The following is a 19,481-nucleotide window of genomic DNA, read 5'->3' as shown; positions in this document are numbered from 1 at the left end:
CTGTAGGACAAGGCTGAGCAGATAGAGCGTTTTAACATAGCCGGCTGTCAGTCGCGCAAGGTTGATCGCCATCAATTCGTGGATTGCCTACAGCATCGGTTAGACTTGCCGACTTTCCTCGTATCAAGAAGCCCGTTCATGGCCCAGCCGTCCACTACCTACAAATTCGAACTGAACCTCACCGATCTCGACCGCAGCGTCTACGAGAACGTGAAGCAGACCATCGCCCGTCACCCTTCGGAAACCGAAGAACGCATGACCGTGCGCCTGTTGGCCTACGCGCTCTGGTACAACGAGCAACTGTCGTTCGGTCGTGGTCTGTCGGACGTGGATGAACCTGCGCTGTGGGAAAAGAGCCTGGACGATCGTGTCCTGCACTGGATCGAAGTCGGCCAGCCTGATGCGGATCGTCTGACCTGGTGCTCCCGTCGCACCGAGCGCACCAGTCTGCTGGCCTACGGCAGCCTGCGCGTCTGGGAAGGCAAGGTAATCCCGGCAATCAAGAACCTGAAGAACGTCAACATCGCAGCCGTTCCGCAGGAAGTGCTGGAAACCCTGGCCCAGGACATGCCCCGCGTCATCAAGTGGGACGTGATGATCAGCGAAGGCACGATCTTCGTGACTGACGACCGTGGTCAACACGAAGTCCAGCTCACCTGGCTGCAAGGCGAGCGCGGTTAAGTCCGCGCTATTCCCGAAAAATCCCACGTATTCAAGAGAAGCTTCTGTTAGCCCATGCGTATCGATCCTCGCCCGTTGCCCGCCACTCTGCCGTTTCTCGGTGAACTGCCACCCCTGTTGACCCGCCTGTACGCGGCGCGGGGCGTGCAGTCCGAGGCGGAGCTGGACAAGAGCCTGGCGCAGCTGATCCCGTTCCAGCAGCTCAAAGGGATCGATGCGGCGGTGGACCTGTTGGTGACGGCGCTGGAGCAGCGTCAGCGGATCCTGATCGTCGGCGACTTCGACGCCGACGGCGCGACGGCCAGTACCGTCGGCGTGCTCGGTTTGCGCCTGCTGGGCGCGGCGCACGTCGATTATCTGGTGCCGAACCGCTTCGAATACGGCTACGGCCTGACGCCGGAAATCGTCGAAGTCGCGATGACCCGCGAGCCGCAACTGTTGATCACCGTTGATAACGGTATTTCCAGCGTTGAAGGTGTGGCGGCCGCGAAACGTCACGGTCTGAAGGTCTTGATCACCGACCACCACTTGCCCGGCGACGAACTGCCGCTGGCCGATGCACTGGTCAATCCGAACCAGCCCGGCTGCGAGTTCCCGAGCAAGGCGCTGGCCGGTGTCGGGGTGATTTTTTATGTGTTGATGGCCTTGCGTGCGCGCCTGCGCAGCCTTGGCTGGTACGAGAGCAAACCACAACCGAACATCGGCGAACTGCTGGATCTGGTGGCGTTGGGCAGCGTGGCCGACGTGGTGCCGCTGGATGCCAACAACCGGATTCTGGTGCATCAGGGCCTGGAGCGGATTCGCGCCGGGCGTGCGCGGCCGGGAATCAAGGCCATCCTGGAAGTGGCCAAGCGTGAAGCCTCGCGCATCACGTCGACCGACCTCGGTTTCATCGTCGGCCCGCGCCTGAACGCAGCAGGGCGTCTGGATGACATGAGCCTGGGCATCGAGTGCCTGCTGACCCACGACGCTGCGCTGGCCCGTGAGATGGCTGCGCAACTGGACGGCATGAACCAGGATCGCAAATCCATCGAGCAAGGCATGCAGCGCGAGGCGCTGGCCCAGCTCAAGGACTTGCCGGTCGAGTCGATGCCTTTCGGTCTTTGCCTGTTCGATCCGGAATGGCACCAGGGTGTCATCGGCATTCTGGCGTCGCGGATGAAAGAGCGGTATTTCCGCCCGACCATCGCCTTCGCCGATGCAGGCGATGGTTTGCTCAAGGGCTCGGGGCGCTCGGTGCAGGGTTTCCATATCCGTGATGCGCTGAGCGTGGTTGCGGCGCAACATCCGGACCTGATCGCGAAGTACGGTGGCCACGCGATGGCGGCGGGCTTGACCTTGCGGCAGGAGAATTTTCCGTTGTTTGCCGAGGCATTCGACGCCGAAGTGCGTAGGCAACTTCGCGAAGAAGACCTGACCGGGCGCCTGCTGTCAGATGGCACATTGGCGGTCGAGGAGTTTCATCTGGAACTGGCCCGCGCCCTGCGCCACGCCGGGCCGTGGGGCCAGCATTTCCCGGAGCCGCTGTTCCACGGCGTGTTTCAGTTGGTCGAGCAGCGGGTGGTCGGCGAGCGGCATCTCAAAGTGGTGCTGAAAACCGAATGCGGGTCGGTGAAGCTTGATGGCATCGCGTTCGGCATTGATCGCGATATCTGGCCGAACCCGACGATCAAATGGGTCGAACTGGCCTACAAACTCGATCTCAACGAGTTTCGCGGCAATGAAACCGTGCAGTTGATGATTGCCCACATCGAGCCGCGCTAAAGCTCATTGCGCCCATTACTGAAGGGGCGCAGGCAATCTTCAATTGTGCTGTTTCATTTCTGAACCCTCCCTCATCCCCGGATGTCGACTAGGCTCTAAGCACTGCTTGATTGGCCTTGTGACGTCTTGTCGAATTTTTTGCCCGCGGGGGCGGGTGCTGCACCTTTTTCCTGTCACTCGTCGACTTTTCAAACAGAACCCTGGAGCCTGCCCACTGAATTGAGAGGTGCCCCATGAGTCTGCTGCTTGAACCCTTTACCCTTCGCCAACTGACCCTGTCCAACCGCATCGCCGTGTCGCCCATGTGCCAGTATTCCAGCGTTGATGGCCTGGCCAACGACTGGCATCTGGTGCACCTCGGCAGCCGTGCCGTGGGGGGCGCTGGCCTGGTATTTACCGAAGCCACGGCGATCACGGCCGACGGGCGGATCACCGCCGAAGACCTGGGCCTGTGGAACGACGAACAGATCGCACCGCTGCAACGCATCACCCGTTTCATCAACGCCCAGGGCGCAGTGGCCGGCATTCAACTGGCCCACGCCGGGCGCAAGGCCAGCACCCATCGGCCATGGATCGGCAAGCATGGCAGCGTCAAACCGGAGGATGGTGGCTGGACGCCGGTCGGGCCGTCGCCGATTGCCTTTGATCCGCAACACACCCAGCCGAAACAACTGGATGAAGGGCAGATCGCCCAGGTCATTCAGGACTTTGTGGCAGCGGCCAAACGCGCGCTGACCGCCGGTTTCAGTGTGGTCGAAGTGCATGCGGCGCACGGTTATCTGCTGCACCAGTTCCTTTCACCATTGAGTAACCAGCGCCGCGATCAGTACGGAGGGTCGTTCGAAAACCGCATTCGTCTGGTGCTGCAAGTGACCGAAGCGGTGCGTGGGGTGTGGCCGGAGGAACTGCCGGTGTTTGTGCGTCTGTCGGCTACCGACTGGGTCGAGGACGGCTGGAACCCGGATGAAACCGTGGAGCTGGCTCGCCGCCTGAAAGCCTTGGGGGCTGACCTGATCGACGTGTCATCGGGCGGCACGGCGGCCAACGCCGAAATCCCCGTGGGGCCGGGTTATCAGACGCGCTTCGCCGAGCGGGTACGCAAGGAGTCAGGTATCGCCACCGGCACCGTGGGAATGATTACCGAGCCTGCGCAAGCCGAGCACATTTTGCGAACCTGTCAGGCCGACATCATCTTCCTCGCCCGTGAGTTGCTGCGTGATCCGTACTGGCCACTGCATGCCGACGATGACCTGGGCGGACGCAAAGCGGTGTGGCCGGCGCAGTATCAACGTGCGACCCATCGGGATCAGCCGATTCACGAGTCTGATCTGCGGGATTGATTCCGGCCTGTCGCAAAGCCTATAAAACCCGCCATTGAACCGGCGGGTTTTTTCTTGTCTGTCGTTTGGAATTGCAAAGGAATGGATCGCAATGTTGATCGAACGAGCGCTGACTGAATCGGACTTGTCGCGGCTGGCGCTGATCGACCGCAGCGAGTTAGTCGAGGAATGCTATCGCGTGGAAAACGGTGAGTTGATTCTGTATCCGGCGCGTTTCGACATGCGCGGCTGGCCCGAAGGCGAGGCGGAGGAGAATGCGCGGGTATTGGAAAGGTGCTGGCGCAGCGGCGGTTGGCTACACGGGATTTTCGATGGCGAAACATTGGTGGCGGCAGTGGTTGTGGATAACCGGGTTATTCACAATCAGGGCCTGAAGATGCGGCAGTTGAAGTTCCTGCACATCAGCCGTGCCTGGCGCGGGCAGGGATTGGGCGGGCGCTTGTTTGCGATGGCCTGCGCCCATGGCCGAGAGGTCGGCGCCGAGGCGTTGTATGTCTCGGCGACCGAGTCGCGCAATACCGTGGAGTTCTATCAGCGCCAGGGTTGCCGGTTGCTGGCGCAACCGGATCCCGAGCTGTTTGCACTCGAACCTCACGATATCCACTTTTACTGTCGCCTGGGCTGACGCCCTCGAAAGCGAGCTCCCACAGGTTTTCGGTTGTACACAAACTCGGTGATCAATCGATATCCATGTGGGAGCTGGCTTGCCAGCGATGAGGCCCGATCTGACGCTAGAGAATCATCAAGGGTATTTGCGCTTGTCCGGTGCCGGCGGGAAGTACTGGTACAACCAGGTCTCGCTCAGCGTGCGGTCGTTGGTGCGGATGAACAGACGCAGTTCTACAGGATCCACGCTGTCATTGGTCGGGTACCAGTCGAACAGGATGCGGTAACCCTTGATGTCATCCAGCACCAGCACGCTGAAGTCCTGCACCTTGCCGTTGGAGCACGTCACCACCGGTTCGATCCCGGTGCCCTGCGGCAGGCGATCCAGACCGCCACCGGTGAAGTCCACGGCAAAACGACGGGCCCAGACCGGCGGGTAATGCTCGCCCGGTGCCCAGCCTTCGACAAATCCACCCATGCCCGAACGGGTCGCATGAACCCGCGCCAGCGGCGTGCCGACCGGCGGCAGGGCGCTCCAGTAGAGCTTGTAGCCGTAGTTCAGCGAATCGCCGGCCGCCACCGGTTTCTTCGGCGTCCAGAATGCAACGATGTTGTCGAGGGTTTCGCCGGTTGTAGGAATTTCCAGCAGATCGATAGAGCCTTCGCCCCACGCGGTTGTAGGTTCTACCCACAGGCTCGGACGTTTGCTGTACCAGTCGACGGTGTCCTGGTAGTTGGCGAATTCGTGGTCGGTCTGCACCAGACCGAAACCTTTCGGATCGGTGTCGGCGAAAGCGTTGAATTGCAGGGTCGCCGGGTTGTTCAGCGGGCGGCAGATCCACTCGCCGTTACCGCGCCACATGGCCAGACGATCCGAGTCGTGGATTTGCGGGTGAATGGTGTCGCACATCCGGCGCTCGTGGGTGCCGCAACTGAACATGCTGGTCATCGGCGCGATGCCCAATTGCTCGATGGCAGTGCGGGCATTGATGTGGGCGTCGATCTCCATCACCACGCGCTCGGCCTGGCAATCGATGTCGAAGCGATAGGCGCCGGTCGCGCTCGGCGAGTCGAGCAGGGCGTAGACCACGAAGCGGGTCGCGTTCTGATCCGGGGTCTCGAACCAGAACTTGGTGAAGTCAGGGAATTCTTCGCGTTTCTTGGCGTAGGTGTCGACGGCCAGGCCACGGGCGGAGAGGCCATATTGGCCAGTGGCATCCACCGCGCGGAAGTAGCTGGCGCCGAGGAACGACACCACGTCATGCCGATCCAGTTCCGGCGCCTTGAACAGCTTGAAGCCGGCAAAACCCAGGTCGCCCTTGAGCTGCTGGGTATCGACCGAAGTGTTTTCGTAGTTGAACAGTTGAGGGCGGAAATGCACCTCGCGCGCCATGCGCGTCTTGGGATCGACGCTGTACATGCGCACTGGTTGGCGGAAACCCATGCCGACGTGGAAAAACTGCACATCGAGCTGACCCTTGTTTTCCTTCCACAGCGAATGCTCGCCGTCGTAGCGGATCGCGTTGAAGTTCTGCGGGGTCATGGTCGCCAGGGTCGGCGGCAGCACCTGTTTGGTGTCCTGATACGCGCTGCCGGCCAGTTGTTTGGCCTGGCGCTTCAGCGTTTCAAAGTCGAAGGCCTGGGCTTCACCGTCGGCGGCACCGCCAGAGGCGGCCCAGGCGCGAGCAGCGAGCAGGCCCGAGGCGGATAGGCCGGTGTAAGCCGCAATGGCCATGGACGCTTTGAGCAAATTCCTGCGGTGCATAGATACAACCTGTCGTGGACAATCCCGCGCCCTTCCTGGCACGTACTGGATCAGAAATTACGGTTCGGACAAGCCTTCGGCCAAACGCTACGGACTAGTAACAGATGCGCGCTAGCTTAATCCGTTCGCTGATTTTGCAAAATTCCCTGATAGCACGGCGCTAGCCTCTCAATGAAACAAGACGTTACGGTTACTTATCCCACAGCCTTTTCTGATTTATAGGGCATATCTGCTTTTTTCGACTAATTACTCTAAAAACAGCTTTTCAGCGCCGATTTAATTTCTATTCTATGGGCATCGCCGGTCATGACCCATCCGACCGGCAGGGCTCAAATCGCTGCTTAAGGAGCGGGGCGATGCGGTTTTCGAAAATTTCTGACGTACTGGAAAAGGACATCGTCCATGACAAAAGGACAAGGCATCACCGAAATGTTGGGCATCTTTCCCTGCCTCACCAACGTCCGGCGAAGACGCCGGCTCAGCCCTGACGAACTGAAACTGGTGGAGCGTTACCGCGAGTTGTCGGAAAGCGACCGGATTGCGATGCGGTATCTGGTGGATGCGATGAGGAGTGTTTCGCGGTTTTGAAGTGAAAAACCAAAGGGGCGGACTGTGAAGTTCGCCCCTTTTTCATTCTTGAGGTTTACCGGGGACGCTGTGCCTGCATCAACTCAGGCATGTCCCGCCATTTCACCCACGCCTGTTGTTGCCAGTGCAGCAGCGGCACGGTGACGCCGGCCCAATGCATCGAGCTCAGGCTCGGGCAGTTCTCCGCTGTTACTGAGCTGGTTTCCCGCAGGATGGGAATCACCTCATTGCTCAGCCATTGCCGCAGGTTGCGGTTTTCCGGGATGAAATGATGGACGAGCAGCGCGTACATGCCGGACTCACTGACCATTGGCGTCTCGATAACTTTGCCGTACTTGCGCAGCCGGACGGTGCGGCGTTGGTCGGGGTCGAGTTTCAGGGTGACGCGTACGTTCAAGGGATGGCCCATCATGCGGCCGAGATCCTGAGCGCAGAACCAGGCTTGGTGATCGAGGAGGAGAGCGTGGAGGAAGCGGTTGTGGCGGGTGAAAACCGTAGGGATGAAGTGCGTCTGGGTCTCAGGTGAATTTTGCGCGTGCATAGTCATTTTCTACTCCATGTTGAAATGAGAGTCGCCACTAATCCTTCGACAGATTTGGGTGGCGAACCGCGCGGCGTTCGAAGTCGGAACATTCTCGATCAACATGGAAGCCGAGAGGCCCGCGCCACACGGTCCGCCATAACGCGAATCCGAAAGGCAAAAAAGCCTCGGTTTCTATGGAGGACGCAGTTGCGCCATGTTGATGATGTACCGGCTTCGACCCCGGGCCGCTGATTGGGCAGCGACGGGACAAAGCCTATCGGTCAGGCGCTAGCGGCGCCAAGTCTACGCTGTGGACGCGTAGCGTAGGAAATGTGGCTTTCTTTTGAAGCCTGCATCTGTAGGAAATGCCTGTTTTTGTATGGCCGCCAGCCAGACTGCACCTGAGGCGTGACTTTTCCTTTATGAATCTCCGGCATCCTCCGGGGTGGGCGGCAGCTCAAAGGATTCTTCCGAAGGCGGGGAAGATCTACGTAGCGGCGCTAACCTGGAAGTGAATTCAATGACGACTGTATTTATTGCTGGCTCTATCAATATCAAGAACCTTGATCCGAAGGTTAAGGAGCGTATCAGTAATATCGTTGCGTCTGAATTCGAGGTGGTCGTTGGTGATGCAGGTGGCGCCGATACCTCCATTCAGGAGTATCTGCTGAGTCTCGAACGATCCAGAACCACTGTGTTCTGTAGCGGTCCGGCGCCGCGTAACAACCTCGGACAGTGGCCCGCCAGAACAGTGGACTCCAAACATTCCAAAGGATCGAGGGCTTTCTTCACCGAGAAAGACGTGGTGATGGCCGAAGCTGCTGACTACGGATTGATGATATGGGATGCGAAGAGCACCGGTACGCTCAGCAACGTCATAGAACTGCTGTCTAGAAAGAAGAAGTCCCTTGTCTTCGTCAACAAGGAGAAGGAATTCAAAGTGGTGGGAGACGTCAATCAGCTCGAAGAGTTGATTGCATTCATGTCTGATCACGCCAAGCAAAAAGCCAACGAAAAAATCAAATTGTTCGATCGTATTTCCTCGCTGAAATACGATCAGTGCGAACTTTTGTTTTGATGTTTTGCGTCGGCTTTCTTGAACCCCGGCACTCTATCGGTGCCGGGGCCAAACGTTTTTAGCGACTCACCTTCCAGGCATCCCCAGCCGGCGCCTTCCCATGGTCATACGGCTTGCCAATCCACATGTAAACCAGCCCCAGCCCAACCACGATCGCCGTGCTCAGCACCATCGCGTAGTTGATGTACCACGCGGCATCCGGCGTGCGGGGCCAGGCCATGTTGATGATTGCGCCGACGCCGTACACCAGCGCGCCGATGTTCACCGGCCAGCCCCAGGCGCCGAGGGTGAATTTGCCGCTGGGTTTCCAGCCTTTGCTGCGGGCGTACAGGGCGGCGAGGACGATCATCTGGAACGCGAGGTAAATGCCGATGGCGGCGAAGCTGACGATGGTGGCCACGGCGTCTTGCAGGAAGAAGCCGAGGGCGATGATCAGGCCGGGCAGTACGCCGGACACGAACAACGCAGCGACCGGAACCTGGGTCGTAGGAGAAATCTTTTTCAGCAGTCGGCTGCCGATGACCATTTCATCGCGGGCGTAGGAATACAGCAGACGACTCGCCGCCGCTTGCAGGCTGATGACGCAAGAGATGAAGGAAATCATCACCACGCCCATCACCACTTTCGAACCGACCGGGCCGAAGGCGTTGTTGAGGATGGTGGTGACCGGATCCTTGTCGGTGCCGTTGATCACCGCTTGCATGTCCGGCACGGCGAGAATCAGCGCCAGGCAAGCGAACATCGCTGCGATGCCGCCGATGTAGATGGTCATGCGCATGGCCACCGGGATTTTCTTGCTCGGGTTCGGAGTTTCTTCGGCCACGTCGCCGCAGGCCTCGAAGCCGTAATAAAGGAACATCCCCGCCAACGAAGCGGTGAGGAAGGCCGGCAGGTAGGAGCCGTCGACGCTGATATCGAAGGTGTTGAACAGCACGCTGATCGGCTGGTGACGCTCGAAAATCAGCAGGTACACGCCGACGATCACCGCACCCACCAATTCGCAGAGGAAGCCGAACATGGCGATCCGCGCCAGCACTTGGGTGCCGCTGAGGTTGACCAGTGTGGCGAACAGCGTCAGCACCAGGGCGATGACGATGTTGGTGTTGTTGCTCGGCTCAAAACCCAGCATGGCGGCGAGGTACGGGCCGGCGCCGACCGCAACGGCGGCGATGGTTACGCACAGGGCGATGGAGTAGATCCAGCCGACCATCCATGCCCATTTCTTGCCCACCAGACGCCGCGCCCAAGGGTAGACACCGCCGGAAATCGGGAACTGCGACACCACTTCGCCGAAGATCAGGCACACCAGCAATTGCCCGCAACCGACCAGCAAATAGGCCCAGAACATCGGTGGCCCGCCAGCGGCCAGGCACAGGCCGAACAGGGTATAAACCCCTACGACCGGTGAAAGATAGGTGAAGCCCAGCGCGAAGTTTTCCCACAGGCTCATGCTGCGGTTGAAGTTGGAGGTGTAGCCCAGTTGGCGCAGTTGTTCGGCATCGCTGTCGGCAACGGCGGCTGAGAGATCGGGTGATGCACTCATGTGTGTTTGCTCCGTGAAATCGGCAGATTTCGGATGGCCGAAACCGTGGCGGGGCTTGGTGAGCGCCGCCCGGATCGGTAGTTATTGTTTTGAATGCCTTGTGGTGCGGATAACCGGCTTCTGCCATGAAACCGGGGGGATGCCTTTAGTGCTTGAACATCACATGCCGAACCGTGGTGTAGTCCTCCAGCCCGTACATGGACATGTCCTTGCCGTAGCCGGACAGTTTCTGACCGCCGTGAGGCATTTCGCTGACGAGCATGAAGTGGGTATTCACCCAGGTGCAGCCGTACTGCAAGCGTGCGGACAGGCGATGGGCGCGTCCTACATCCGCCGTCCATACCGAGGACGCCAGGCCGTAGTCCGAATCGTTGGCCCATTCCAGCGCTTGGGCTTCATCGGTGAATTGAGTCACCGACACCACCGGCCCGAACACTTCGCGGCGGACGATTTCGTCATCCTGCTGGGCGTCGGCCAGAACGGTCGGTTCGAAGAAGAAACCATTGCCTTCGACAGCCTTGCCGCCGGTGATCAAGCGAATGTGCGGTTGCGCCACGGCGCGCTCGACAAACCCGGCCACGCGGTCGCGATGCTGGGCGGTGATCAGCGGCCCCAGCTCGGTCGAAGGATCATCCTGCAAGCCGTACTTGATGCTGCTGACCGCCGCGCCGAGCTTCTCGACGAACTTGTCGTAAATGCCTTGCTGCGCGTAGATCCTGCACGCAGCGGTGCAATCCTGGCCGGCGTTGTAAAAGCCGAAAGTACGAATGCCTTCGACGGCGGCATCGATATCGGCGTCGTCGAAGATGATCACCGGAGCCTTGCCGCCCAGTTCCATGTGCATGCGTTTGACGCTGTCGGCGGTGCTGGAAATGATGTTCGAGCCGGTCGCGATGGAGCCGGTCAGCGAGACCATGCGCACTTTCGGATGGGTCACCAACGGGCTGCCCACGCTCGGCCCACGACCGAACACCAGATTGAGTACACCGGCCGGGAAAATATCCGACGCCAGTTCGGCCAGACGCAACGCGGTCAGCGGGGTTTGTTCCGACGGCTTGAGCACCACGGTATTACCGGCGGCGAGGGCCGGGGCGATTTTCCAGGCGACCATCATCAGCGGGTAGTTCCACGGCGCGATGGAGGCGATCACGCCCACCGGGTCGCGGCGGATCATCGAGGTGTGGCCGGGCAGGTATTCGCCACCGGCCGAACCGCTCATGCAACGGCTGGCGCCGGCGAAGAAACGGACCACGTCGGCAATCGCCGGGATCTCGTCGTTCAGCGCGGCGCTGTAGGGTTTGCCGCAGTTGTCGGATTCCAGTTTCGCCAGTTCTTCGCCGTGGGCTTCGATGGCGTCGGCGAGTTTGAGCAACAACAGCGAACGGTCTTTCGGCGTGGTCTGCGACCATTCGGCGAAGGCACTGTCGGCGGCGCGCACGGCGGCATCGACCTGGGCCTCGGTGGCCTCGTTGATTTCCACCAGCACTTCGCCACGCGCCGGGTTGAGCACCGGTTGCGCCGGGCCTTCGCCGTTGACCAGTTGGCCGTTGATCAAGAGTTTGGTTTGCATGTTGTTGTCCTCTTTGCAGCCATCGTTATTTTTCAGAAGAAACCGAAAATCCTGTGGGAGCGAGCTTGCTCGCGAAAGCGGTGTGCCAGTCGACATCAATGTTGGATGTCATGGCCTCTTCGCGAGCAAGCTCGCTCCCACAGGGGAAAGTGGTGTCTGTTATGAGTTCATTTGCCGCCGCTGCCGGCCACGCTCTCGCCACCCCGGGTCAGGTAGTAGGCGCCGAGGATCGGCAGCATGGTCACCAGCATCACGAGCATCGCCACGACGTTGGTCACCGGCACGTCCCGTGGGCGGCTCAACTGATTGAGCAACCACAGCGGCAAGGTGCGTTCATGCCCGGCGGTGAAAGTGGTGACGATGATTTCGTCGAACGACAGCGCAAACGCGAGCATGCCGCCGGCGAGCAGCGCCGAGCCGAGATTCGGCAGGATGATGTAGCGGAAGGTCTGCCAGCCGTCTGCGCCAAGATCCATCGACGCCTCGATCAGACTGTGCGAGGTGCGGCGCAAACGGGCGATGACGTTGTTGTAGACGATCACCACGCAGAAGGTCGCGTGACCGACGATGATGGTGAACATCCCCGGCTCGATCCCCAGTGTCTTGAAGGTCGCCAGCAGCGCGATCCCGGTGATGATCCCCGGCAGCGCAATCGGCAGGATCAGCATCAGCGAAATGCCTTGTTTGCCGAAGAAGTCCCGGCGGTAGAGCGCGGCGGAAGCGAGGGTGCCGAGCACCATGGCGATCAGCGTGGCGATGGCCGCGATCTGCAACGACAGCTTGATCGCCTCCAGCACATCCGGCCGGGAAAACGCCACGCTGAACCAGTGCAGCGTGAAGCCTTTCGGAGGAAAGCTGAACGCCGCGTCTTCGGTGTTGAAGGCGTAGAGGAAGATGATCAGGATCGGGAAGTGCAGAAACACCAGCCCGCCCCAGGCTGCGATGCGCAGACCGAGAGATGCTTTTTCAGAGTGCATCGAAAGCCCCCAGTCGTTTGACGATGGACAGGTAAATGGCGATCAACACGATCGGCACCAGCGTGAATGCGGCAGCCATTGGCATGTTGCCGATTGCGCCTTGCTGCGCGTAGACCATGCTGCCGACGAAGTAGCCCGGCGGGCCCACCAGTTGCGGCACGATGAAGTCGCCCAACGTCAGCGAGAACGTGAAGATCGAACCGGCCGCAATCCCCGGCACCGACAGCGGCAGAATCACTTGCATGAAGGTTTGGCGCGGTTTGGCCCCGAGGTCGGCGGAGGCTTGCAGCAACGACGGCGGCAGGCGCTCCAGCGAGGCCTGGATCGGCAGGATCATGAACGGCAGCCAGATGTAGACGAACACCATGAACCGCCCCAGATGCGAGGTCGACAAGGTGCTGCCGCCGACCCCGGGAATCCCCAGAATGAACTGCAACACCGGCTCCAGCCCCAGGTGCTGAACGAACCACTGCGCCACGCCGCCCTTGGCCAGCAGCAACGTCCAGGCGTAGGCCTTGACGATGTAGCTGGCCCACATCGGCATCATCACCGCGATGTAGAAAAACGCCTTGGTCTTGCCGGTGGTGTAGCGCGCCATGTAGTAGGCAATCGGGAACGCGACGATGGCGCTGGCGATCGATACCACGACGGCCATGCTCAGCGTGCGCAGGATGATGTCGAAGTTCGATGGCTGGAACAGTGCGGCGAAGTTGGCCAGGGTCAGGTCGGGCGTGACCGCCATGGTGAAGTCGTCGAAGGTGTAGAAACCTTGCCACAACAGCACCAGCAGCGAGCCCAGATAGATTGCGCCGAACCACAGCAGCGGCGGCACCAGCAGCATCGACAGATACAAATTCGGTTTGCGATAGAGCAGGTTGGAAAACCTGCGCAACGGCGCCGATTGAGGGAGGGCGAGGGCGGTCATGTCACACCTCGCTCGCAACGGTGTCGTGCAGCGCGATCATCGCTTCCCGCGCCCAGCGTGCGCTGATGCGCTGACCGGTCTGGTGCTGCGCGCTGCTGTCGATCCACTGATTGTTGGCCTGACTGATGCTCAGGGTCTGGCCGTTTTCCAGTTTCAGCTCGTAGCGCGTGGCGCTGCCCTGATACTGGATGTCGTGGAGCAGGCCACTGACTTCGATTTCATGGCTGGCCAGCGGGCCTTCGGCGAAACGCACATGTTCCGGGCGGATCGAAAACGGCTGCGGATGGCCGCTGAGCTGGCGCGCCAGATCACCGCGAATCACGTTCGAAGTGCCGACGAATTCGGCGACGAACGTGGTGGTCGGTTTCATGTACAGAGTGCGCGGCGTGTCGACCTGTTCGATGCGACCCTTGTTGAACACGGCCACGCGGTCGGACATCGACAGCGCTTCAGTCTGATCGTGGGTGACGAAGATGAAAGTGATGCCGAGCTGGCGTTGCAGCTTCTTCAGTTCGCTCTGCATCTGTTCGCGCAGCTTCAAGTCGAGAGCGCCCAACGGCTCGTCGAGCAACAGCACTCGCGGGCGATTGACCAACGCGCGGGCGAGGGCGACACGCTGGCGCTGACCGCCGGACAACTGCACCGGTTTGCGCGCGCCGTAGCCGCCGAGGGCGACCATGTCCAAGGCTTCTTCGGCGCGTTTATGGCGCTCGGTCTTGCTTACGCCTTTGACTTTCAAACCGTAGGCGACGTTGTCCAGCACGTTCATGTGCGGGAACAGCGCGTAATCCTGAAACACCGTGTTGACGTCGCGCTGATAGGGCGGCAGACCGGCGGCTTCGGCGCCGTGAATGCGGATCGAGCCCGCGCTCGGTTGCTCGAACCCGGCGATCAGGCGCAGGCACGTGGTCTTGCCCGAGCCGGAGGGGCCGAGCATGGAAAAGAACTCGCCGTCCTGGATATCGATGGAAACCCGGTCAACGGCCTTCACTTCGCCGAACTGCCGGGAAACGTTGGTGAACTGGACTGCAAGCGTCATGGTGCGGTGCTCCAAAAAGGCGAGGGCCGTCGCAGCGGCCCTGCCTGGACTTCTGAAAAACGAACAACGGTTATCTGTTGCCAGGTGAGATCGCGGTATTGGCGGTGATCTCATGTGGGAGCGAGCTTGCTCGCGAAGACGGTGGGTCAGTCACCTGCAATGTTGGATGTGATACCCACTTCGCGAGCAAGCTCGCTCCCACAGGAAAGATCGATTACCTACCGCCCATGATCGCAATGTAGTCCTGCGTCCACCGGCTGTACGGCACAAACTTCCCACCCTCGGCCTGCGGAGTTTTCCAGAAAGCGATTTTGTCGAACTGGTCAAACCCGTTGGTCTTGCAGCCTTCAGCGCCGAGCAACTCACTGCCCTGACACGCCGCCGGAACCGCCGGCAACGAACCAAACCACGCCGCCACATCACCCTGGACTTTCGGCTGCAGCGACCAGTCCATCCACTTGTACGCGCAGTTCGGGTGCTTGGCCTCGGTGTGCAGCATGGTGGTGTCGGCCCAGCCGGTGGCGCCTTCTTTCGGCACGGTCGAAGCGATCGGCTGTTTGTCGTTGATCAGACCGTTGACCTGATACGGCCAGGCGCTGGACGCCACCACGCCTTCGTTCTTGAAGTCGCTCATCTGCACCGTGGTGTCGTGCCAGTAGCGGTGGATCAGCTTCTGCTGGGCACGCAACAGTTCCAGAACTGCCTTGTACTGATCTTCGGTGAGCTGGTACGGATCCTTGATCCCCAGCTCAGGCTTGATCGATTTCAGATAAAGTGCCGCGTCGGCGATGTAGATCGGGCCGTCGTAGGCTTGCACGCGACCCTTGTTCGGCTTGCCGTCGGGCAGGTTCTGTTCCTCGAACACCACGTTCCAGCTGGTCGGGGCGGTCTTGAACACACTGGTGTTGTACATCAACACGTTCGGGCCCCACTGGTACGGGGTGCCGTAGGTCTGGTTGTTGACCACGTACCACGGCGCGTCTTTCAGGCGCGGGTCGAGGGATTTCCAGTTCGGGATCAACGCGGTGTTGATCGGTTGCACACGCTTGCCGACGATCAACCGCAGCGACGCATCGCCCGACGCGGTCACCAGGTCGTAACCACCCTTGGCCATCAGGCTGACCATTTCGTCGGAGGTGGCGGCGGTTTTCACATTGACCTTGCAGCCGGTTTCCTTCTCGAAACCGGTCACCCAGTCGTAGGCCTTGTCGCTTTCACCGCGTTCGATGTAGCCGGGCCAGGCGACGATATCCAGCTGGCCTTCGCCGGCGCCGACGGCTTTCAGCGGCTCGGCGGCCTGCAGGCTGGCGCTGGCCAGCAGGGCCGTGGTGATTGCACTGAGCAGTGCGGTCTTGTGCACGAACATGGTGAACCCTCTTCTTTAAATTATGGTCGGGGCAGTTGTGAACGCGGTGAAGCATGCCGTCAGCGGCTTGTTATTAGCGTAGTCAGAGATGCTGGCCGTGGCGGGCCATGATGTGCCGCACCACGCTGTAGTCCTGTAGCGAATCGCTGGATAAGTCTTTGCCGTAACCGGAGCGTTTCAGGCCGCCGTGGGGCATTTCGCTGACCAGCATGAAATGGCTGTTGATCCAGGTGCAGCCGTATTGCAGGCGCGCGGCGACCTGCATCGCCTTGTCCAGGTTCTGGGTCCACACCGACGAGGCGAGGCCGTATTCCGAGTCGTTGGCCCAGTCCACCGCTTGCGTCAGTTCGTCGAAGCGGGTCACGGTCACCACCGGGCCGAACACTTCGCGCTGGACGATTTCATCGCTCTGTTTGCAACCGGCCAACAGCGTGGGTTGATAGAAGAACCCGGCACCCGAATGCACCGCTGCGCCTGTGACCCGCTCGATGTGCGGCTGACCGAGGGCGCGTTCGACGAAGCTGGCCACGCGGTCGCGCTGGCGCGTGCTGATCAGCGGGCCGATTTCGTTGTCGGCGTCACGCTTGCCGGCGAAACGCAGCCTGCTTACCGCCGCGCCAAGTTCGGCCACCAATTTGTCGTGAATCCCGGCCTGGGCGTAGATCCGGCAAGCCGCCGTGCAATCCTGCCCGGCGTTGTAATAACCATAAGTGCGCACGCCTTCGACCACAGCTTTAATGTCGGCATCGTTGCAGACGATTACCGGAGCCTTGCCGCCGAGTTCGAGGTGCGTGCGTTTGAGGGTTTTGGCGGCGGCCTGGAGGATTTTCTGGCCGGTGACGATATCGCCGGTTAGCGACACCATGCGCACTTTCGGATGCCCGACCAGATGACTGCCAACGCCTTCTCCGCCGCCGCAGACGATGTTGATCACTCCGCGCGGCAGGATTTCGGCCAGTGCCGGAGCCAGCGCCAGGATCGACAGCGGCGTGTGCTCGGACGGCTTGAACACCAGCGTATTGCCGGCGGCGAGGGCCGGGGCGATCTTCCACGCAGCCATCATGATCGGGTAGTTCCACGGCGCAATCGACGCGACGACGCCAATCGGATCGCGACGCACCATGCTGGTGTAGCCCGGCACGTATTCGCCGCTGAGCTGGCCGGTCTGGCAGCGTACGGCGCCGGCGAAGAAGCGGAACACATCGACGGTCGCGGTCAAATCATCCTGCCGCGCCAGATGCAGCGGCTTGCCGCAGTTCAGTGCTTCGAGGCGGGCGAGGTGGTCAGCGTGCTTTTCGACGGCGTTGGCGATTTCCAGCAGCAGATTCGAACGTTGTTGCGGGGTGGTGCGCGACCACTCGGCAAAAGCGCGGTGGGCGGCGAGGATGGCGGCTTCGACTTGCTCGGTGCTGGCTTCGGCGATCTGGGTCAGGACTTCGCCGGTGGCCGGGTTGAGGATCGGTTCGACAAAACCCTGGCCGGTGACCAGTTCGCCGTCGATCAGCAACGCGGTATGCATGTGGGTCTGCGCGCCAGCCATTTTGAGGGTTCTCTTTTCTTGCGTTTCTTTTTGTTTGAAAGGCATGTTGCTCCCTGTTCCGGGAGCCGACCGTCTTATCGATGCAGCAAGACTAGTGCGCGGCTCCGGGGTCGACAAATTCTAAATACTGAAGGTGGCATTCGATTAAATAGATGGCTTGCGTCCGCCGTGGGGCTGCTCGCGGGCCACGGTCAGGAACGGATCGACCAGCGCGGGGCGGGCGGTGCCGCGACGCCAGGCCAAGCCGACGTCGAGGGTCTGATTGAGGTCGGCAATCGGCCGCGCTTCGATGATGTCGCCTTCCAGCGACCAGGGGCGGTAGGTCATGTCCGGCTGGATCGAAACGCCGAGACCCGCCGCCACCAGACTTCGCACTGCTTCGGTGGACGCGGTTCTGAGGGTGATCTTCGGTTGCAGCCCGGCGCCGCGCCACAGGCGTTGGGCATTGCGATCCATCTCGTCGACGTACAGCTGAATCAACGGCTCCCGGGCAACATCGGCGAGGTTGATGCTGTCGTGTTCCAGCAGCGGATGCTGGGCCGGCAGCCACAAACGGTGCGGCGAGTGGGTCAGCACTTCGGTCTGCAAGGCATGGCGGTCTTCGAGGTTGGAGAGAATCAGCACACCGACGTCGATCTCGCCGCTGACCAGCAGATGCTCGATGTACGGCCGTTCGTCCTCCATCACCCGTATCTCGACATTGGGATAGGCGCGCTGGAAACGAGTGAGCAAATCCGCCAGGTAATAACCGGCCACCAGGCTGGTCACGCCGACAATCAACTGCCCCGCGACCTGATCGGTGCTTTGTTGCAGGCTGCGTTTGGCGTTGTCCACGGTGGCCAGAATCAGGTGCGCCTGGCGCAGGAACTGGTGGCCCTGATGGGTAAGGGTCATGCCCTTGGCGTGGCGGTTGAACAGACTGACCCCGATTTCTTCCTCCAGTTGCTGGATGGCCAGGGTCAGGGTCGATTGGGAAATGAACGCGGTTTGCGCGGCGGCGGAGATCGAGCCGGTCTCGGCCACGGCGATGAAATGGCGGATCTGACGCAAGGTCATCATGGACGTTTTACCCGGTGGGCGGTTTTTATAGATTGCCCCGAGTGTATATCTATTTTCGCGAATGGCTGCTCCGGGCCAGGCAACATCTGGAAGCACACTCGCACCCGAGTGACGGGCACTTTCGAACTAGGCTGAGGGCCTTATTGATCCGGATAAAACCAGTTTGGAGACGGAACATGAACACCCGTGGATTGCTCGATCAACTCCTCAAGTCCGGCCAGGATCTGCTGCAGAACAAGGCGGGCGGGGCGCAGAACAAACCGGCTGCCGGTGGCTTGGGCGGCTTGCTGGGCGGATCTTCCGGTAATGGCGCACTCGGCGGTTTGCTCTCAGGCGCAGGCGGCGGTGCCCTGGCGGCCGGCGCCATGGGCCTGCTGCTGGGCAGCAAAAAGGCCCGCAAGGTTGGCGGTAAAGTCGCCCTCTACGGCGGCCTCGCTGCACTGGGCGTAATCGCCTACAAAGCCTACGGCAACTGGAACGCCCAGAAAGGCACCGCTCCACAAAACGAACCGCAAACCGTCGATCGCCTGCCACCGGCGCAAGTCGAACAACACAGCCAGGCCATCCTCAAAGCCCTGGTCGCCGCCGCCAAGGCCGACGGCCACATCGACGACCGCGAACGCCAACTGATCGAAGGCGAATTCACCAGACTCGACAACGATCAGGATCTCAAGCACTGGCTCCACGCCGAACTCAACAAACCCCTCGACCCCACCGACGTCGCCCGTGCAGCGAGCACACCGGAGATGGCCGCCGAGATGTACGTGGCGAGCGTGATGCTGGTGGACGAGGAGAACTTCATGGAGAAGAGCTATCTGGATGAACTGGCGCGGCAGTTGAAGCTGGAGCCGGGGTTGAAGGTGGAGCTTGAGAAGCAGGTTCGCGTAGCTACCCAGTAAAACCGGTGTCAGCGATATCAGAACCCGCAATCCCGCACAGGATGGCGGGTTCTTTCGTTGCAGCAGCTGAAATGACCAATCCATCGCCCCTTTTTGCCATTGCGTCACTGGCACGCCACCCTCCGATTCCTTGAAAGTCCCTGTCCAGAGCCCACCCCGTTGACTACCGGAAGGCCTGAGCGCGGCAAACCGTCTTATAAATGAACCACCGCCCTCAG

At 60.6% G+C, this 19,481-nt stretch carries 17 protein-coding genes; 7 read left to right on the top strand and 10 right to left on the bottom strand.

Annotation, left to right across the window (positions count from 1 at the left end; genetic code table 11):
* Positions 1-138: 138 nt before the first annotated feature.
* From MKZ87_RS11000 to MKZ87_RS10985, 4 genes are all read left to right on the top strand, one after another.
* Positions 139-681 carry a YaeQ family protein gene (locus MKZ87_RS11000; RefSeq protein WP_007954646.1) on the top strand — a complete coding sequence of 181 codons (543 nt, stop codon included), beginning with the start codon at positions 139-141 and terminating at the stop codon, positions 679-681.
* 54 nt (positions 682-735) lie between these two features.
* The gene (gene recJ / locus MKZ87_RS10995) at positions 736-2,445 is read left to right on the top strand and encodes a single-stranded-DNA-specific exonuclease RecJ (RefSeq protein ID WP_266200881.1); all 1,710 of its coding nucleotides are present in this window, start codon (positions 736-738) and stop codon (positions 2,443-2,445) included.
* 233 nt (positions 2,446-2,678) lie between these two features.
* The gene (locus tag MKZ87_RS10990) at positions 2,679-3,785 is read left to right on the top strand and encodes an NADH:flavin oxidoreductase/NADH oxidase (protein ID WP_085702552.1); all 1,107 of its coding nucleotides are present in this window, start codon (positions 2,679-2,681) and stop codon (positions 3,783-3,785) included.
* A 91-nt stretch (positions 3,786-3,876) separates the two neighbouring features.
* Entirely contained in the window at positions 3,877-4,410 is a 534-nt protein-coding gene (locus MKZ87_RS10985) for a GNAT family N-acetyltransferase (RefSeq protein ID WP_266200880.1), read from the top strand.
* A gap of 117 nt (positions 4,411-4,527) precedes the next feature.
* Here MKZ87_RS10985 and MKZ87_RS10980 read toward each other — a convergent pair whose 3' ends face one another.
* Positions 4,528-6,156 carry a glucan biosynthesis protein D gene (locus tag MKZ87_RS10980; protein WP_085697280.1) on the bottom strand — a complete coding sequence of 543 codons (1,629 nt, stop codon included), beginning with the start codon at positions 6,154-6,156 and terminating at the stop codon, positions 4,528-4,530.
* 402 nt (positions 6,157-6,558) lie between these two features.
* Between MKZ87_RS10980 and MKZ87_RS10975 the strand changes: the two genes are divergently transcribed.
* Positions 6,559-6,744, top strand: a complete 186-nt coding sequence (locus MKZ87_RS10975; protein WP_007954656.1) for a hypothetical protein — start codon at positions 6,559-6,561, stop codon at positions 6,742-6,744.
* A 55-nt stretch (positions 6,745-6,799) separates the two neighbouring features.
* Here the strand turns inward: MKZ87_RS10975 and MKZ87_RS10970 are convergent, their stop codons facing one another.
* Positions 6,800-7,291, bottom strand: a complete 492-nt coding sequence (locus MKZ87_RS10970; RefSeq protein WP_266200878.1) for a Bro-N domain-containing protein — start codon at positions 7,289-7,291, stop codon at positions 6,800-6,802.
* A gap of 496 nt (positions 7,292-7,787) precedes the next feature.
* Between MKZ87_RS10970 and MKZ87_RS10965 the strand changes: the two genes are divergently transcribed.
* A complete protein-coding gene (locus MKZ87_RS10965) occupies positions 7,788-8,345 on the top strand; it encodes a hypothetical protein (RefSeq protein ID WP_085697283.1) in 558 nt (185 codons plus the stop codon).
* Between the two features lie 58 nt (positions 8,346-8,403).
* On the opposite strand, the gene MKZ87_RS10960 is transcribed toward MKZ87_RS10965, so the two are convergent.
* From MKZ87_RS10960 to MKZ87_RS10925, 8 genes are all read right to left on the bottom strand, one after another.
* Complete coding sequence (locus MKZ87_RS10960) at positions 8,404-9,888, bottom strand: APC family permease (protein ID WP_085697284.1); 1,485 nt, start codon at positions 9,886-9,888, stop codon at positions 8,404-8,406.
* 145 nt (positions 9,889-10,033) lie between these two features.
* Positions 10,034-11,458: a gamma-aminobutyraldehyde dehydrogenase gene (locus MKZ87_RS10955; protein WP_266200877.1), complete on the bottom strand. Its 1,425-nt coding sequence runs from the start codon at positions 11,456-11,458 to the stop codon at positions 10,034-10,036.
* A gap of 167 nt (positions 11,459-11,625) precedes the next feature.
* On the bottom strand, positions 11,626-12,435 hold the full coding sequence (locus MKZ87_RS10950) for an ABC transporter permease (RefSeq protein WP_085697286.1): 810 nt from the start codon (positions 12,433-12,435) through the stop codon (positions 11,626-11,628).
* Positions 12,425-13,360 carry an ABC transporter permease gene (locus tag MKZ87_RS10945; protein WP_007954664.1) on the bottom strand — a complete coding sequence of 312 codons (936 nt, stop codon included), beginning with the start codon at positions 13,358-13,360 and terminating at the stop codon, positions 12,425-12,427. The genes MKZ87_RS10950 and MKZ87_RS10945 overlap by 11 nt, the downstream gene beginning before the upstream one ends.
* A 1-nt stretch (position 13,361) precedes the next feature.
* Positions 13,362-14,399 (bottom strand): ABC transporter ATP-binding protein, encoded by a 1,038-nt coding sequence (locus MKZ87_RS10940; RefSeq protein WP_085702556.1) that lies wholly within the window; start codon positions 14,397-14,399, stop codon positions 13,362-13,364.
* Between the two features lie 214 nt (positions 14,400-14,613).
* Entirely contained in the window at positions 14,614-15,765 is a 1,152-nt protein-coding gene (gene ydcS / locus MKZ87_RS10935) for a putative ABC transporter substrate-binding protein YdcS (protein ID WP_266200873.1), read from the bottom strand.
* An 82-nt stretch (positions 15,766-15,847) separates the two neighbouring features.
* Positions 15,848-17,305, bottom strand: a complete 1,458-nt coding sequence (locus MKZ87_RS10930; RefSeq protein ID WP_266200872.1) for a gamma-aminobutyraldehyde dehydrogenase — start codon at positions 17,303-17,305, stop codon at positions 15,848-15,850.
* Between the two features lie 144 nt (positions 17,306-17,449).
* Positions 17,450-18,364 carry a LysR family transcriptional regulator gene (locus MKZ87_RS10925; protein WP_266200871.1) on the bottom strand — a complete coding sequence of 305 codons (915 nt, stop codon included), beginning with the start codon at positions 18,362-18,364 and terminating at the stop codon, positions 17,450-17,452.
* 176 nt (positions 18,365-18,540) lie between these two features.
* On the opposite strand from MKZ87_RS10925, the gene MKZ87_RS10920 reads away from it, so the two are divergent.
* Positions 18,541-19,263: a tellurite resistance TerB family protein gene (locus MKZ87_RS10920; protein WP_266200870.1), complete on the top strand. Its 723-nt coding sequence runs from the start codon at positions 18,541-18,543 to the stop codon at positions 19,261-19,263.
* Positions 19,264-19,481: the final 218 nt, after the last annotated feature.

It is taken from the genome of Pseudomonas sp. MCal1 (assembly GCF_026341415.1).
GTDB lineage: Bacteria > Pseudomonadota > Gammaproteobacteria > Pseudomonadales > Pseudomonadaceae > Aquipseudomonas.
The sequence above is the reverse complement of the archived record's forward strand: the minus strand, read 5'-3'. Positions and strand labels throughout refer to the sequence as shown.

Bases quoted from the DNA above. Each gene is read 5' to 3' on its own strand.
- MKZ87_RS10975 (WP_007954656.1), top strand. From the start codon at position 6,559: ATGACAAAAGGACAAGGCATCACCGAAATGTTGGGCATCTTTCCCTGC.
- MKZ87_RS10920 (WP_266200870.1), top strand. From the start codon at position 18,541: ATGAACACCCGTGGATTGCTCGATCAACTCCTCAAGTCCGGCCAGGAT.
- MKZ87_RS10930 (WP_266200872.1), bottom strand. From the start codon at position 17,305: ATGGCTGGCGCGCAGACCCACATGCATACCGCGTTGCTGATCGACGGC.
- MKZ87_RS10940 (WP_085702556.1), bottom strand. From the start codon at position 14,399: ATGACGCTTGCAGTCCAGTTCACCAACGTTTCCCGGCAGTTCGGCGAA.
- MKZ87_RS10970 (WP_266200878.1), bottom strand. From the start codon at position 7,291: ATGACTATGCACGCGCAAAATTCACCTGAGACCCAGACGCACTTCATC.
- MKZ87_RS10985 (WP_266200880.1), top strand. From the start codon at position 3,877: ATGTTGATCGAACGAGCGCTGACTGAATCGGACTTGTCGCGGCTGGCG.
- recJ (WP_266200881.1), top strand. From the start codon at position 736: ATGCGTATCGATCCTCGCCCGTTGCCCGCCACTCTGCCGTTTCTCGGT.
- ydcS (WP_266200873.1), bottom strand. From the start codon at position 15,765: ATGTTCGTGCACAAGACCGCACTGCTCAGTGCAATCACCACGGCCCTG.
- MKZ87_RS11000 (WP_007954646.1), top strand. From the start codon at position 139: ATGGCCCAGCCGTCCACTACCTACAAATTCGAACTGAACCTCACCGAT.
- MKZ87_RS10960 (WP_085697284.1), bottom strand. From the start codon at position 9,888: ATGAGTGCATCACCCGATCTCTCAGCCGCCGTTGCCGACAGCGATGCC.
- MKZ87_RS10955 (WP_266200877.1), bottom strand. From the start codon at position 11,458: ATGCAAACCAAACTCTTGATCAACGGCCAACTGGTCAACGGCGAAGGC.
- MKZ87_RS10990 (WP_085702552.1), top strand. From the start codon at position 2,679: ATGAGTCTGCTGCTTGAACCCTTTACCCTTCGCCAACTGACCCTGTCC.
- MKZ87_RS10965 (WP_085697283.1), top strand. From the start codon at position 7,788: ATGACGACTGTATTTATTGCTGGCTCTATCAATATCAAGAACCTTGAT.
- MKZ87_RS10925 (WP_266200871.1), bottom strand. From the start codon at position 18,364: ATGATGACCTTGCGTCAGATCCGCCATTTCATCGCCGTGGCCGAGACC.
- MKZ87_RS10945 (WP_007954664.1), bottom strand. From the start codon at position 13,360: ATGACCGCCCTCGCCCTCCCTCAATCGGCGCCGTTGCGCAGGTTTTCC.
- MKZ87_RS10980 (WP_085697280.1), bottom strand. From the start codon at position 6,156: ATGCACCGCAGGAATTTGCTCAAAGCGTCCATGGCCATTGCGGCTTAC.
- MKZ87_RS10950 (WP_085697286.1), bottom strand. From the start codon at position 12,435: ATGCACTCTGAAAAAGCATCTCTCGGTCTGCGCATCGCAGCCTGGGGC.